Source organism: Clostridium sp. CM038 (assembly GCF_055081105.1).
In genome coordinates this window covers 2,238,880-2,254,957 of the sequence record NZ_CM143651.1, presented here as the reverse complement: position 1 = coordinate 2,254,957, position 16,078 = coordinate 2,238,880, and the positions used below count along the sequence as shown (strand labels likewise).

Annotated in this window: 15 protein-coding genes; 13 read left to right on the top strand and 2 right to left on the bottom strand. The window is 31.0% G+C overall.

Annotated elements, in window-relative coordinates; genetic code table 11:
* Positions 1-223: 223 nt before the first annotated feature.
* Together ACWJKS_RS10410 and ku are read right to left on the bottom strand one after the other, a co-directional pair.
* Entirely contained in the window at positions 224-1,159 is a 936-nt protein-coding gene (locus tag ACWJKS_RS10410) for an ATP-dependent DNA ligase (RefSeq protein ID WP_220319528.1), read from the bottom strand.
* The gene (gene ku / locus ACWJKS_RS10405; protein WP_462959515.1) at positions 1,159-1,971 is read right to left on the bottom strand and encodes a non-homologous end joining protein Ku; all 813 of its coding nucleotides are present in this window, start codon (positions 1,969-1,971) and stop codon (positions 1,159-1,161) included. Before ku ends, ACWJKS_RS10410 begins: the two co-directional genes overlap by 1 nt.
* 268 nt (positions 1,972-2,239) lie before the next feature.
* Here ku and ACWJKS_RS10400 point away from each other — a divergent pair, with 268 nt between their 5' ends.
* From ACWJKS_RS10400 to ACWJKS_RS10340, 13 genes are all read left to right on the top strand, one after another.
* Complete coding sequence (locus ACWJKS_RS10400; protein ID WP_462959514.1) at positions 2,240-3,775, top strand: transposase; 1,536 nt, start codon at positions 2,240-2,242, stop codon at positions 3,773-3,775.
* A 582-nt stretch (positions 3,776-4,357) separates the two neighbouring features.
* Positions 4,358-5,218 (top strand): DMT family transporter, encoded by an 861-nt coding sequence (locus tag ACWJKS_RS10395; protein WP_165413377.1) that lies wholly within the window; start codon positions 4,358-4,360, stop codon positions 5,216-5,218.
* Positions 5,219-5,245: 27 nt separating this feature from the next.
* The gene (locus tag ACWJKS_RS10390; RefSeq protein WP_462959513.1) at positions 5,246-7,000 is read left to right on the top strand and encodes an Eco57I restriction-modification methylase domain-containing protein; all 1,755 of its coding nucleotides are present in this window, start codon (positions 5,246-5,248) and stop codon (positions 6,998-7,000) included.
* 75 nt (positions 7,001-7,075) lie between these two features.
* Positions 7,076-7,318: an acyl carrier protein gene (locus ACWJKS_RS10385; protein ID WP_462959512.1), complete on the top strand. Its 243-nt coding sequence runs from the start codon at positions 7,076-7,078 to the stop codon at positions 7,316-7,318.
* On the top strand, positions 7,315-7,437 hold the full coding sequence (locus tag ACWJKS_RS10380; RefSeq protein ID WP_258280665.1) for a hypothetical protein: 123 nt from the start codon (positions 7,315-7,317) through the stop codon (positions 7,435-7,437). Before ACWJKS_RS10385 ends, ACWJKS_RS10380 begins: the two co-directional genes overlap by 4 nt.
* Positions 7,434-8,792 carry an AMP-binding protein gene (locus ACWJKS_RS10375; RefSeq protein WP_462961067.1) on the top strand — a complete coding sequence of 453 codons (1,359 nt, stop codon included), beginning with the start codon at positions 7,434-7,436 and terminating at the stop codon, positions 8,790-8,792. Before ACWJKS_RS10380 ends, ACWJKS_RS10375 begins: the two co-directional genes overlap by 4 nt.
* A 25-nt stretch (positions 8,793-8,817) precedes the next feature.
* Positions 8,818-9,930 (top strand): LuxE/PaaK family acyltransferase, encoded by a 1,113-nt coding sequence (locus tag ACWJKS_RS10370; RefSeq protein WP_216303706.1) that lies wholly within the window; start codon positions 8,818-8,820, stop codon positions 9,928-9,930.
* Positions 9,927-11,231 carry an acyl-CoA reductase gene (locus tag ACWJKS_RS10365; protein ID WP_216303705.1) on the top strand — a complete coding sequence of 435 codons (1,305 nt, stop codon included), beginning with the start codon at positions 9,927-9,929 and terminating at the stop codon, positions 11,229-11,231. Before ACWJKS_RS10370 ends, ACWJKS_RS10365 begins: the two co-directional genes overlap by 4 nt.
* Before the next feature lie 28 nt (positions 11,232-11,259).
* Positions 11,260-11,670, top strand: coding sequence for a MaoC family dehydratase (locus ACWJKS_RS10360; protein WP_165413382.1), 411 nt, complete (start codon positions 11,260-11,262; stop codon positions 11,668-11,670).
* Positions 11,671-11,827: 157 nt separating this feature from the next.
* Positions 11,828-13,633 (top strand): sigma 54-interacting transcriptional regulator, encoded by a 1,806-nt coding sequence (locus ACWJKS_RS10355; protein WP_216303704.1) that lies wholly within the window; start codon positions 11,828-11,830, stop codon positions 13,631-13,633.
* A gap of 330 nt (positions 13,634-13,963) precedes the next feature.
* Positions 13,964-15,418: a 4-hydroxyphenylacetate 3-hydroxylase family protein gene (locus ACWJKS_RS10350; protein WP_216303703.1), complete on the top strand. Its 1,455-nt coding sequence runs from the start codon at positions 13,964-13,966 to the stop codon at positions 15,416-15,418.
* A gap of 93 nt (positions 15,419-15,511) precedes the next feature.
* Positions 15,512-15,799, top strand: a complete 288-nt coding sequence (locus ACWJKS_RS10345) for a NifU family protein (RefSeq protein WP_216303702.1) — start codon at positions 15,512-15,514, stop codon at positions 15,797-15,799.
* A complete protein-coding gene (locus ACWJKS_RS10340) occupies positions 15,799-16,071 on the top strand; it encodes a hypothetical protein (protein WP_216303701.1) in 273 nt (90 codons plus the stop codon). The genes ACWJKS_RS10345 and ACWJKS_RS10340 overlap by 1 nt, the downstream gene beginning before the upstream one ends.
* The last annotated feature ends 7 nt before the right edge of the window (positions 16,072-16,078 follow it).

Below are 16,078 nucleotides of genomic sequence, written 5' to 3'. Positions count from 1 at the left end.
ATAGTATGCAAATGGAGTTGAAATGATTTGAAATTTAAATGTAAAATGTAGCCTAATAGTTCTGTTAGGCTACATTTTCTATTTATCAGCATACTTATCGGAAGTGATTCAAAATAATAGTTGTTGATGTTGGATAGTACTTGAAATCTTTTCTAATGAGTATTGAGACTAGGTTTATTATTAGTAATAGAAACTAGTTTAAACAAAAATAATTTTATAATAATTATTCTACGATACAATCTTCAGGCTCTTTATCGTTCCTCAAACATTTGAATACGGGTTGACGCAAGGAACCGTTTGCTGTTTTCATCATATATTTTACGGTGCATACAAGCCTAGGTTGTATCCACACTGCATTATCGTTTCCAGAAGGCAAATCAGTAAAAGGGTGTGTGATTATTCCGGGCATGGATTTTATTAATTGAAAGTCTCCGGTCGATATCCCCAGAGTGACATGGCCTTTGTATACCAACCCTTTGCTTGAATATTGACCAAGTACAATGCTGATTACACCGGTTTGCTTAAAAATGAAACCACACACTATAAAATCATCATCCAGAAGATTTTTAATTTTAATCCAATCCTTAGTGCGTTTGTCTAGATAATATTTACTATCCTTACTCTTAGCTACTATGCCCTCCAATTCATTTTGTTTAGCAATCTTATAAAATTCAACCCCTCGCTTCTCAATATATCTAGAAATAGCAATGCGCTCATTTTCATTAATAGCTTTTTCAAGTAGCTTTTTCCGCTCCATCAATGGCAAATCTGTAACCTGTTGATCATCATAGTAGAGAATATCAAAGGCTGTGAAACTGGCTGGTAATTTAGATGATGCAAGTTGTATTTTAAAGGTATTTGACATCAGAGATCGCCTTTGAATTTCATAAAAGTCTGGTTTGCCGTCTTTAATAACGATTAACTCACCATCTAAAATGCAACGGTGATTTATCTGCTTGTGTATATTCGACAATTCTGGTACCTTTACAAGCATCTTTATATTTCGTTTGTTACGTAGTTCTGTCATGTCCTTATCTAAATAAGCGATACATCGTTCACCATCAAGTTTTAACTCATAAATATAATTAGGGCTGTCAAATGCCTCTTGTATTTCACCGATTAACATAGGCTTAATGTTTTTATTATCAAACAAATCCATTATGCACCTTTTGGAGTTCTTTTACGTTTTTCTTTATTTGTTGGAGTTTCTTTTACTTTATTTTGCTCGATGCTTGCTTTTAATGCGTCCATAAGATTAATAATATTACTTGGTGTCTCGGGTTTGGAAGCAACAATCTCTTGACCAGATATTTTAGTTTCCAGTAACTCGCGTAACTTTACCTGGTACTCATCCTTATATTCTGACGGATTAAAAGGAGTGGCCATTGAATTAATTAATGCCTTTGCCATAGTAATCTCAGCATCTATTATTTCTGGTTTATTATAAGATTTGGGAAGGTCTTTAATCTCATCTTCATAGTACATTTTCGAGATTAGTATTCCATCCTCACGTGGGATTATAGCAAGTAAGGTCTCTCTTGTACCCATTACAGTTTTGCCAATTGCAATTTTTTGCTCGCTCATAAGCGCTACACGCAAAAGTTCAAAAGCTTTATCACCGCCAGCCTCAGGAATGGCTTGATATGTTTTGTCGTAAAAAATAGGGGAGATTTGATTAAGTTGTGCAAAGTGCATTATCTGTATTGATTTTTCTTTTTCGGTTTTGATTTTTTCTAAATCATCATCGGTTATGACTACATAATGATCTTTGTCATATTCATATCCTTTGGTAATATCTTTAGTTGTAATTTCCTTGCCGCAATGACTACATGATTTTTTGTATTTTATTCTTGAATTGTCATCTTTATGAAGTTGATTAAAATGTATGTCGTTATCTTGTGTTGCGGTATACATGGATATTGGTATAGCAACAAGGCCAAATGAAATAACTGTTTTATGGGCTATAGCCATTTTTAACACCTCACTTTTTTAATAGTAGTACTCTCGGAAACTCTCAAGCCATTGCTAATTCTAGGTTCATTTTTATTCATATATCAACTTCACCCCAGAATTTCTTCGAGTTTTATATCTTTCGGATAGCATAGATAGTCTAAGCTATCCTTAGTATTATCGATTTATTTTAATTAAATAGTTTTAAATAAGACTTGACAGCAGTAAAAATTTCGCAAAATGAATTATGTATATTATTACCATTTTTCATTTATAAGGAGTGATTTTTATGTTAACTGTTAAGGCCTCACATACTCAATATCAAAATTTCGTTGAAACATTTCTAGAAAAATTCTTTATTCAAAATAATCAAGAAATTACTTTGTTTGAGCGTAGTTCAATAATAACAAAAATCTGGTCTGCCGACCTAACCGGAATTGTCCCTCTAATACAAAGTGCTTATTCTAACTCCAATCAAGGGGCTCCGCCCAAAGATGCGGTAGCTTTACTCAGATCACTTATTATTATGGCTTATTGTAAAGAAACCAGCATATCATCTTGGATAAAGACATTACGTTCAGAACCGTTTTATGCAATTCTGTCAGGCTTTATCCCTGCTTGCTACTCGCCTTTTAAAGCCGAAGGCATAGTTGCTGATCAAATACCTGGCATAGGTACTTTTTATGATTTTATGGATAGGCTGATTCATAAGGATAAAATCCTATATAAATCCAAACTGCGTAAATTGAAACGTAAACCAAGTAAAAAACAAAAGAAAAACCAAAAGATGAATAACTCCAAATCTGGTGTAGTCGAACGTTTAGTTAAAAGAATCTTAAAATATGATAATTCTAAGCTTTCTGACAGAATAGAATCCAAAATGAACAACATACTTAAGGAATTATTTGTTATTCCTTCCTTATCAATGGGCATTTTGGGTGACCCTTCTAAACTAAATATTGCTGGTGATGGAACTTGTATGCCTACACAGGCTTCGCCTTATGGTAAAAAAGTTTGTGATTGCAAACTTAAACCAGGAGAGCATTGTGCTTGTTATCGAAAGTTTACCGATCCCAGTGCTAGCTGGGGTTGGGATAGCTTTAATGAACACTATTACTATGGTCAAACTTATCACGGGTTCACTGCCTGTGATAGTTTTTACAGCCTACCTATCCATATTAAATTTGTTAGTGCAGCACGGCATGATTCTGTTACCGGTGTTTATGCACTTAAAGAGATTGTAGATTTATACCCTGAAATTAAATTCTATTCCGTAGCCTTAGATTCTGCCTATGATGCTAATGCATTTTATCTTTTATGCATGCATTATGGAATAAATCCTATTATTGATTTAAATTCACGTTCTTTAAAACCTTCATCAGGCAGTGATTTTGTTGAACTTGACGATAAGGGCATTCCTCATGGGAAAATTTGTGGACATCAGCTTCGTAATTGGGGAATCGTCCGTAAGGAATTTAGGCATAAATGGTTATTCCCAGTTCAATGTGACCACTGTGAAAAATGTCCTATTAAAAGCAAGAAAATTTATTACACTAAAACATTAGATAATCCAAGATATTTTACTCCTATACTAAGAGGTTCAAAGCAATGGAAATCTCTTTATAAACGACGTTCAACTACTGAAAGGTGTTGGGATAGAATAAACAACGACTTCCATGCTGAAAAATCGATTATCTATTCCGTTGGTCGCAGAATAACAAGAGTATTTCTTGGTGCATTTTGCTGTTTTATAGATGCTTGGGCTAATGAAAAAGAGGTAACAATTGCTGATATCTTCCCGGTTTTCAAGAAAATAGCTGCCTAATTTATAATCAGTTTTAACTCAATAACCAGCCTACGGCTTTTTTAAAATAGTGTATAAAAAAGCCTTTTTGTCATGCCTACTATTAATTCAAGTATAGCATTTCATCCAAATAAATACTTTTATTCCTCAAATATGGGAATTGTTAATTATTGTTTTTCGAGTACACTCTTAATAGTATAACCATAACTTAACTTATTTACTATTTGTTTTCCCACCAAATAATCTATTTAAAATATATATTACAAAATAAGTATGCAAATTTGTTTACTATATCAAAGGAAGATTTAAAACTGGGTTCTTAAAATAGCTATGAATAGCTGTAAAGATTATTGGAAAAGTGCCTATATTAAAAATAATATACTTCAAGATTTTAAAAATGGCTTAGGGTAGTTGACATTAATTTTAAATGAGCAATCTGTTAGCTAACTCGCTCGTTTATAGATATATCGATTATTTGTAAAAAATTTATTTAAATGATGAAAAATTAACATAAAGATGGTACAATTTTAGTAGCTATTAAATTGTTATTTACTTAAGACCACAGCTTCGCGAAGACGATTTAATATACCAAGGGGGATTAACATGGAAAAAACAAAAGGAATTTTATATATTGTTTTATCTGCAATTGCTTTTGGGTTTATGCCAATACTCGCAAAATTGTCATATAGAGGAGGGGCAAATACATATACCACATTAGCGCTTAGGTTTTTTTTTGCGTCAATTATGTTATTATATTATTTGAAATATAAAGGCATATCTTTAAAATTAACTAAAAAACAATTATTTTTAGTATTAACCACAGGTATGTTTGGATATTCACTTACATCTTGTAGTTTATTTATGTCCTACAATTATATTAGTATTGGATTGGCGAGTATGATTTTATATACACACCCTGCTATTATTACTTTATTGTCATATATGTTTTATAAAGAAAAGATAAAAGCTAGAAAAATCATTTCTTTAATTATTTCCTTAATAGGTATTTATGTTTTAATCGATAAGGGAAGTGTTAGCTTTAATTTAAAAGGAATAATATTGGCAGCTATGGCTTCGCTGCTATATTCAATATATGTGCTAGGAGTATCTCTTAAAGAAATTAAAGCTATCAACAGTTATGTTTTAACTTTTTATATCTCGTGTTCAGCTGCTGTTATTATGTTTATAGCAGCAATCACTACTGGTAATTTTAACATGCATATTTCCTTTTATGCACTTGTGGCAATTTTATTATTAGCATTCATATCTACAGTGGTGGCTTTAATGGCATTCTTAGAAGGGGTTAGAATAGTAGGGCCTTCTAATGCTTCAATTCTTAGTACTATTGAGCCTATAGTTGGGTTAATACTAGGAATACTAATTTTAAGAGAACCTATATCAGTTAGAATTGTAATTGGAAGTATATTGATTATTATGTCAGTCGTGATATTAACAAAAGAATAATTTAATTATATAGAATGGAGATAATAAATGCTTGACTTGGTAAAACAGAAAATATGTGAATTACATAATGTTATTTTAAGCCCAATAGATGATATGTTCAAAATAACTGCTTTAAAAAATTATAAAAGGGAAATAGAAGGAACACAGCGAAAAAGTTTTGGTGAAGTTTATTATGAGTTTATTAAAAATAATAAAGAAAAAGGCACAGTATACACTCCAGAACCTATAACTTCTTATATGATAGAAAACACCATAAAAGCAGAACAGATAATAAAGAATCCGTACATAAAAATTGTGGATCCATCTTGTGGAACTGGCAATATATTAATTTGCTGTTTTAAATTTCTTAGAAATTTATATAAGGATAATTTAAACCTAATAAATGAGAAAAATGGGTTGAATTTAAATGTTCAATGCATTGATGAACATATAATAACACATAATTTGTATGGCTTTGATATTGATGATATAGCTGTGAAAATCCTGATTATAGATTTATATGATTTAAGTCAGGGGAGCATAGCCAGTAATGTTGTTAACAAGGATTTTTTATTATATGAAAGTGAACATAAATATGACGTGTTCATAGGAAATCCACCCTATGTGGGTAAAAAATCTATAGATAATGAATACGCAGCTTATTTAAAAATTCGATATAAAGAAGTGTATAGAGATAAAGGAGATCTATCCTATTGTTTTTTCAAAAAAGCATTAGAAGACTTAAACGAGAAGGGAAAGCTGACTTTTATTACTTCGAGGTACTTTTTAGAATCACCTAGTGGAGAGGATTTAAGGAAGGTTTTAAAAAAACTATGCACGATAGACAAAATTATAGATTTTTACGGGAGAAGACCATTTAAAAACGTAGGGATAGATCCTGTAATAATGTGTATAACGAATTGTCAAAATGATGATAGTAAAATTGAAATTATAAAACCTTCTAATGTAAAAAACAAACATAAAAAAGAATTTTATAACAGTGTATTTTTAAAAAGTGGGAATGAATTTAATAGTTTTCTTCTTAATAAAAGTCAATTAAATGACAAGGGTTGGATTCTAATAGATGAAAAGGATAGAAATATAATAAATAAAATAGAGCAAAGAAGTTTTACTCACTTAAGTAATATTTGTAATAGTTATCAGGGAGTAATAACTGGGTGTGACAAAGCGTTTGTAGTAACCAATGATATTGCTCTAAGGAGAAATATTGAAAAAAATATAATAAAACCTTGGATTAAGAGTAGTTACATAGAAAAAAATGAAGTTTCAAGACAAGATAGTTACATAATATATTCAGATTTAATCCATAACACGCATGATTATAATAATGCTATAGCCTATATTGAATTGCAGAAGGAAAAGCTACTAAAAAGAAGAGAATGCCAAAGGGGTATTAGAAAATGGTATGAACTTCAATGGGGTAGAGATCAAAACATATTTGAAGGCGAAAAAATAGTTTTTCCATTTAAGGCAAGCAGTAATAGATTTGCTCTTGACAAGGGAAGTTATTTTAGTGCGGATGTATATGCATTGATATTAAAAGAAAATGTTCCGTTTACCTATGATTTTTTATTATATCTATTAAATAGTAAAATCTATGAATTCTATTTTAAGACCTTTGCAAAAAAACTAGGTGAAGATGCTTATGAGTATTACCCAAATAATTTAATGAAATTATGCATCCCAATTATTATAGATTTTAAGGGTAAAGATGAAAATTATTTATATGATTATTTTCACTTTAGTGAAGAAGAAAAAAAGATTATACTTGGGGAAGTATAATCTTTTTTTGATGGAAAAGTTGGCATATATCTTGCTGTATATAAAATAAATTATTAATATTTAGGAGGAATTATTGTGAGCAATTTGGAAAAACTAAACAAGGTGTTATGTGATTTATTTGATTTCAAAAAAGTAGAGGACACAAATGATGATTTTGGACCAGATGAAATAGAATCTTGGGATTCTTTAGGCCATGTAGAACTTATAACAAGTTTAGAGGAAGTTTTTGATATAGCTTTAGATGTAGTGGATATCTCCAGAATGTATACCATAGGTGATATTAAGAAGATAGTTGAAAAATATGGTGTTCAGATATGACATTTACAGATTATGTTTTTGAGTTTTCATCAAAACTGGATAAAACTTCTGTAATTTTTAAAGATAAAATAAGTTATGAGGAAATTTTTAAAAATGTAAAAAAAAAGCTTCTTTTATAAAAAGCAAGAAATTTTTTAAAAAGGATGCTGTACTTCTGGTTTCAGAAAATTCTGATTTTTTCATTGAAAATTATTTTGGAATAATTAAAAGTGGAGCTATTTGTGTTCCTATTAACCCAGCTTTAAGTAGCAATGAGATAAAGTATATTGTAGACTCTCTAGATATTAAGCTGATTTTCACTCAAAATAAATTTATTGAAAAAATAAAGCAATTGGTTCGTGAAGACGTTGAAATTTATACAGATATCATTGAATGTAATTTTACTTATGCACATGAAAACAATTATAGTGAGGATATAGATATACAAGAAGATGTGGCTGTAATACTTTTTACTTCCGGTTCCACAGGAAATCCTAAAGGGGTAATGCTTACTCATTATAATCTGATGTATAATACAAATTCTATAATAGAATACCTGAAACTTACAGAGCGAGATAGAGTGGAAACAGTACTTCCTTTTTATTATTGCTATGGGACTTCAATTTTGCATACACACTTTAGGGTAGGGGGAAGCCTTGTAATTAACAATAAATTTATGTTTCCGCAAACAGTTGTTGAGGATATAAATAAGTATAGTTGCACAGGTTTTTCAGGGGTCCCTAGCACTTATCAAATACTGCTTAGAATGACTGATATAAAGAATACTAAACTTCCAACCTTAAGGTACATAACTCAAGCTGGGGGAAAGCTCTCAGAGAATTTTATTAAACAGCTTATAGGTATTCTAAAAGGAGTAGAAATTTTTATAATGTATGGTCAGACTGAGGCTACGGCAAGGTTATCATATTTACCGTCATATTTAATTAATGAAAAGATGAATTCCATAGGACGTGGAATTAAAGGAACGGTGCTTTTGGTTTTAAATAGTGAAGGAAAGCGAGTGAAATCTGGAGAAACGGGTGAGGTTGTTGCCAAGGGTGGAAACATAATGAAGGGATATTTTAATGATAAGGAAGAAACGGATAAAGTTCTAAAGAAAGGATACTTATACACGGGGGATATAGCAAAAGTTGATGATGACGGGTATATATATATAGTTTCAAGAGAAAAAAATATTATTAAAAGTGGTGGGATTAGAATAAGCCCTAAGGAAATAGAAGCCATAATATTACAAATTACAGAGGTAGTGGAATGTGCAGTTATTGGAGTGGAAGATGATATTTTAGGAGAATCAATAAAAGCCTTTGTAGTATTAACAGAAGATAACCACTATATGGATTTTAAATATATATTAGACTTTTGTAAAAATCAGTTACCATCATATAAAACTCCAAGGTATATAGAATTTTTAAAAGAACTTCCCAAAAATTCTTCTGGCAAAATTTTAATAAAAAAGCTCAAGGAGCTTAAGTAAAAGAAATAGTAAGAGGGTGAAGTAAGTGGAGGATTTAGAATTAATAGATGAACTAGTGCTTGGAGCGCAGTTTAATATAGAGCTGAAAAAAAAGGAAAAGTTGCTTTTAAATATTATGTTACCTCAATTAGAACACAATAAGGAAAATTTAAGTATAAAAGCTATGTATAATAAATTAAATGTAGACATTAATAAAATTAAAACGTTAGAACAGGTACCATATATCCCTGTAAATATGTTTAAATCTTTCCATCTCAGAATATGTAAGGAGGAGCAAGTAGTTAGGGTGTTACAATCTAGTGCTACCACCACAGGAGTTCCTAGTAAAATATATTTGGATAAAAAGACTTCAATAAGACAAACGCAAGCTTTAATAAGTACGTTAACAAGTTTTTTAGGAAGAATGCGAAGACCGATGCTTATTATAGATAACGCAGACAGTAATAAAAGAGGGAATGGAATGACTGCACGTGGTGCTGCTATTAGAGGGGTAAGCACTTTTGCGAGCAAGATGTTTTATATTATGGATAAAGAAGAAGGGGAACTTAAATTAAATATAGATAGGCTTCGCGACTTTGAAAGAAAATATAAAGATGAGGAAGTTTTAGTTTATGGATTTACTTATATAGTGTGGTCGAAATTTTTAAAAGTATTAAAGCAGGAAGGAATAAAATTAGACATGCCAAAGTTAAAGCTGTTACATAGCGGAGGTTGGAAAAAACTTATTTCTGAAAAGGTGGAAAAGGAAGTGTTTTCAGAGACTGCTGCGCAGATATTTAACACAAGTAAAGATAATATTATAGACTTTTATGGAATGGTGGAACAGTTAGGAGTAGTTTTTATTGATTGCCAGTGTGGGCATAAGCATGTACCAAATTTTGCAGAGGTTATTATAAGGGATATACAGACTTTAGAAGAAGTGAATTTTGGTGAAGAAGGGCTTATAGAGGTTATGAGTGTTTTGGGCTCTAGCTATCCATCGCAGGCTATTCTTACTGAGGATATTGGGAAATTTATAGGCGTGGATGATTGCCCTTGTGGTAGACGAGGCAAGTATTTTAGATTTAAGTCACGAGTAGACAAGGCTGAAATTAGAGGCTGTGGAGATACATTTGCAGAAAGGGAGGTAGGTAAATGATAAATTGTTACGAGCTAAATGGAGAGTTTTATGAAAAGGGACTAAAATTTGAGGACTTTCATGAATTAGAAACTTGCTTAAATAAGAATTTCAATAAACTTCATGAATTTCCGGTGCAAGTTATAATACTTATTATAAATGAATATAGCAAGAGAATTGCAATAAACAGAGAAATATTAAGAATGGAAGGGGTTCCGTTCTTATGTTTTTATTTAAAGAAAATAAATATGGAAAAACAGTTAAAACTTAACTTATCAAATATTGAATATCTAAATAATTTTGTGCAGGTAGAGAATGAAAAATACATCAAAGCACAGCCAAAGGGTTTAGTGTGTCATTGGATGGCTGGGAATGTACCTACCCTAGGTATCTATTCAGTGATTCAGAGTATAATATGCAAAAATAGTAATATCCTAAGAGTATCTAAAGAAAGTGTCAGTACAGTATATGAACTATTAAAACTTTTGGACAATATTGAGGTTGAGTATGGCGGGGAAACTTATTCTTCTAAGATTATATTGAAAAATATTGCCCTTGTTTATTTTAATAGTGGCGATAAGTATCTTAATTCTCAAATGTCTTTAAAAGCCGATGCACGAATAGTTTGGGGTAATAAAACAGCAGTAGATGCTATTTCTCTTTTACCTAAAAAAACTACTTGTAAGGATTTAATTTTTGGGCCTAAGTATTCTTTTGCAGTTTTTGATAGATCAGCTATTGAAAGTGATGACTTTGAAGAATACTTAGAAAATCTGGTTACAGATATAATTGCATTTAATCAAAAATCATGTTCTTCACCTCAGGTATTGTTTTTAGAGAAAAGTAAACTAACTGTAGAAGAAATAGCGAAAATATTAAGTCGGAAATTTGAGAAGATTACTAAAAGATATACTAATTTAGATTTAGAGGAGGCTATAGCTGCTAAAATAATTAATAAAAGAGGTGAATATCTACTAAGTATCAATAAGCTTACTTATATGAGTAAGGGACTTCAATATACAATACTAATTGATAGTGAAGTAAAGCTTGAAGAAGCAATTACAGGACGAACTATATTTATAAAAGAGGTGGATGATATATTGGATGTATGCCCTTTAATTACTAAAAACATACAAACCATTGGGATAGCCTCAAAGAATAGTAATAAGACTTTAGAGTTTGCAGATAGAGTGACGACTTTTGGAGTAGATAGAGTTGTGAAAATTGGATACATGAATTTCTATGATTCTCCATGGGATGGAAGTTTAATAATAAGCGAATTAGTTAGGTGGTGCTCCCTTAATACAAAGGGAATGATTTAAATCCTATTTTGCAATGGGGGGGGAGAAAATGGCAGATTTTAAAAGTTTTTATGTAGGTCAAAGCGAGGAGTATATAAAGAGATTTACAGAGGCTGAAGTAGAATCTTATGCAAGAATTACTGGAGATTATAATTATGTGCATATGGATGAGGAAAAAGCTAAAAAATCATTTTTTAAGGGTAGAATCGTTCATGGACAATTAGTTGGAGGAATGATTTCAGCTTTGCTTGGAACAAAATTACCTGGAGGCGGTAATATATATTTAAGGCAGAGCTTCGAGTTTTTAAAACCAGTAAGAATTGGGGATACAATCAAAGCGAAGGCTATTATAACTGAAATAAATGAAAAAAAGAAAATACTATTACTTGACACATTTTGTCTAAATGAACAAGACGAAATAGTTATAAAGGGAAAAGCTGAGGTTTTAGTATTAAGATAATCTATAATTGAAAGAATGGCATAACATATATACGTTTTACTTAAAACAGTAGTTGAATAGTCACATTAAATTATGCTTTTTCTGATATAATAAAATTAAGCTATGTAATCTATAAATAATGAATAGCTTAATTTTTTATAGATTGAGAGGTGTTTTTATGAAAGTAAGGGATGTTATGATAAAATGTGATTTCATACTTAAAGAAAATAATACTTTTTATGAGGCGTCGCAGTTATTTAGTAATAATGAAGTTGAAGTTATACCTATATTAGATGAAAAAGAAATTTTGGTTGGTGTTATAACGAAAAATGACATAATTAAGAATTTTATTGAGGGTACAAGCCCTAATATATGTATTAAATATCTTTCACGTGGTAAAGAAAATATTATCAATGAGGATGATAAAATACAGGATTATGTTGATGCGAAGGAAAGTTATTTGGGAGTTGAAAATTCAGTTGGTAAATTTGTTGGCTGTTTTAGTGTGAATAATATGTTAAAGCGAGGTTTTGATAATCAATCAGAAAAAATAAGTGAGCTAAAGCAAAGATTAAATTGTACGGAAGAATGTGGCAATGCAATCCTTAATTGCACAGAATTAGATGCAATTATTGAATCGTCATTTGATGGTATTTACATAACCGATGGTAAAGCTAATACGTTAAAGATTAATAAATCTTATGAAACCATAACAGGTATACAAAGAAAAGGTATGATTAATAGGAATATGTATGAACTTGAAAAAGAGGGATACATATCTAAATCAGCTACTCTTATGGTATTAAAAAATAGAAAATCTAATACCATTGAGCAGGAATTTAGTACTGGTAAAAAAGTATTGGTTTCTAGTAATCCTATATTTGATGATAAGGGTAATATAAGCATGGTGGTTACAAATGTACGAGATATAACGGAATTATACGAATTAGAAGAACAGCTAACTAAAAATAGGAAGCTTACAGAAAAGTATTATTCAGAGATAGAAACTATGAGAATTCAATATTTAAATTTGTCAGATATGGTTGCTAAGGATAAAGCGATGATAGATTTATTGGAGGTTGCTAAAAGAGTAGCTAGTGTGGATACTACTGTTTTAATATTAGGAGAAACTGGAGTTGGAAAGGAAGAAATCGCTAAGTTTTTACATAAAAATAGTACGAGACAGAATAAAAATTTTATAAAAATTAATTGTGGAGCAATCCCTCAAAATCTTATAGAATCTGAGCTCTTTGGATATGTAAAAGGGGCGTTCACTGGGGCTAATAAGGAAGGCAAAATGGGACTTTTTGAAGTAGCAGATGGAGGGACAGTTTTTTTGGATGAAATTGGAGAACTTCCTTTGAATATACAAGTTAAGCTACTTAATGTACTCCAAGAGGGCGAAGTGGAAAGAGTGGGGTCGGTTAAATCAATTAAAATTGATGTAAGAGTATTAGCAGCTACTAATAGGAACTTAGAAGATATGACTAAAGAGAAATCATTTAGATCAGATTTATATTATCGTTTAAATGTGGTCCCTCTTACTATCCCACCACTAAGGGATAGGAAAGAGGATATTGTTCCTTTAGTCCAACATTTCTTATCTCAATTAAATAAAAAATATAACTTTGAGAAAACTTTCACGATTGAGGCGATGAATACACTTTATAATTACAGTTGGCCGGGTAATGTCCGTGAACTTAAAAATATTGTAGAAAGGGTTATAGTGATGAGTAGTAGTGATAAAATATTCCAAAGTGATTTGTCGATTAAAACCTCTTCGAATGTTATGGAGAGAAATATTGAATGCGGGGATGCATGTAATTTAAAAGAGGCAGTTGGAAAAGTTGAAGCTAAACTTATTAGCCAAGCGTTTGATAATGCTGGTAATGTCAGGGGTGCTGCAAAAATACTTGGAATTGATGCCTCTACTTTTGTTAGAAAGCGTAAAAAATATTTTGGAAAAGAAGCGTTGCAAAAATGAAACGTGTTGCAAAAATGCAAAAACAAGTAATTACCTTCTAAATCTCATATATTATGCACGAGTTTATAGAATTCTGTCGGTTGAGTTTCTAATATCTGTTGCCTTTATGCAACAGATATTAATAAAAAATAATATATTTGTGATTGTTTTCACAGATATATTATTTTTTTTATAAATATATCTGTGAAAACAATCACAATAATTCATTAAAATACATTAATATAATAGTATTTAAGAAAACATATCACATATTTGTAACTTTGGCACAGGTATTGCTACATATGTAAATGTAAAGTTACATAAAATACACATGTGAGGGGAATGGTTTTAATGGGATTAATGACTGGCGAACAATACGTAGAAAGTCTTAGAGAATTGAATTTAAAAGTTTATATGTTTGGAGAAAAAGTAGAAAATGTAGTAGATAACCCTATAATTAGGCCTTCAATGAATTCAGTTAAAATGACTTATGATTTGGCACAAATGCCTGAATATGAAGATTTATTGACATCTACTTCAATAATTACAGGTGAAAAAATTAACAGATTTGCTAATATACATCAAAGCACAGAGGATCTAGTTAAAAAAGTTAAAATGCAAAGATTATGTGGACAAAAAACCGCTTCATGCTTCCAAAGATGTGTTGGCATGGATGCATTTAACTCTGAATATAGTACTACTTATGAAATAGATAAAGCTTGTGGAACGGAGTATCATGAAAGATTTAAAAAGTTTTTAAAATATATTCACGAAAATGATTTAATAGTAGATGGAGCAATGACAGATCCAAAAGGAGATAGAGGTCTATCAATATCAAAACAAGAAGATCCAGATATGTATCTTAGGGTAGTTGAAAGAAGACCTGATGGTATTGTAGTCAGAGGGGCAAAGGCTCATCAAACTGGTATATGTAATTCTCACGAAGTTTTAGTTATGCCAACTATTGCTATGAGACCAGAGGATAAGGACTATGCAGTATCATTTTCAGTGCCAACAAACACAGAAGGCATTATTATGATTCTTGGACGTCAATCCTGCGATACAAGAAAAAGTGAAGAAGGCGCAGATATCGATGTTGGAAATTATAATTATGGTGGAGTAGAAGCTTTAACTATCTTTGATGATGTATTCGTACCAAATGAACGAATATTCTTAAATGGAGAAACAGAATTTGCAGGTATGCTTGTTGAAAGATTTGCAGGATACCATAGACAAAGTTATGGCGGATGTAAAGTTGGCGTAGGTGATGTGCTTATTGGCGCTACGGCACTTGCAGCAGATTATAATGGAACTAATAGAGTATCACATATTAAAGATAAATTAATAGAAATGACTCACCTAAATGAAACACTATACGCTTGTGGAATTGCATGTTCTGCAGAAGGTCATAAAACTGAATCAGGTAATTATATAATAGATTTGTTACTTGCTAATGTATGTAAGCAAAATGTTACAAGATTCCCATATGAAATAGTAAGACTTGCTGAAGATATCGCTGGAGGATTAATGGTAACTATGCCTGCAGATAAAGATTTTAAAGATCCAATAACCGGACCTTATCTTGAAAAATATTTAAAAGGTGTTGCATCTGTTTCAACTGAAAATAGAATGAGAATATTAAGATTAATAGAAAACTTAGCACTTGGAACCGCGGCAGTTGGTTACAGAACAGAATCAATGCATGGTGCAGGTTCACCACAGGCTCAAAGAATAATGATAGCAAGACAAAGCAATTTAGCCCATAAAAAGGCCTTAGCAAAAGTGATAGCTAGAATAAAAGAATAAATTATTTATAAAATACATTTTTCATAATATGAAAACCTTAAATATATAAGGGGTAACCCACCCCGCATATATTTAAAAGAATGGAGTGACGTAATGTTTGCTGAAATTGAAAAAATCCTTGAGATGAATGTCAGACCAAAGCTAAAAGATCACTATGGAAATATTGAACTTGTTAGCTTCGACGATGGAATAGTTGAGGTTAAGCTTTTGGGGCAATGTAAGGGATGTTTATCTGCAAAATTTACCATTGAAGATGTGGTTGAAGTTGCACTTAAAGAAGCAATTCCTAGCATTAAAAAGGTAATACTTAAAAATGAAGTAAGCGAAGAGTTATTAGAACAAGCTAGAAAATTTTTAAGTAAGGGTAATAGAGGGAATTAATGAAAATTGGTATTAAATATTGTGGAGGATGTAATCCAACTTATGATAGGCCAGGGGTAGTGTCAAAATTAAAGAAATATATTGGCAAAGCGCACAGTATTGAAACGGCAAAACACGGGATTATTTATGATGTGGTTGTTATTTTATGTGGATGTACCAGTGCTTGTGCGAGTCACCAAAATCTTGAAGCTAAATATGAAAAAGTATATATAACTTGTGAAAACGATAACAGAAAATTGCTTAATATTATAGACAAAATCAAAGTTTTGTAATTGGGGA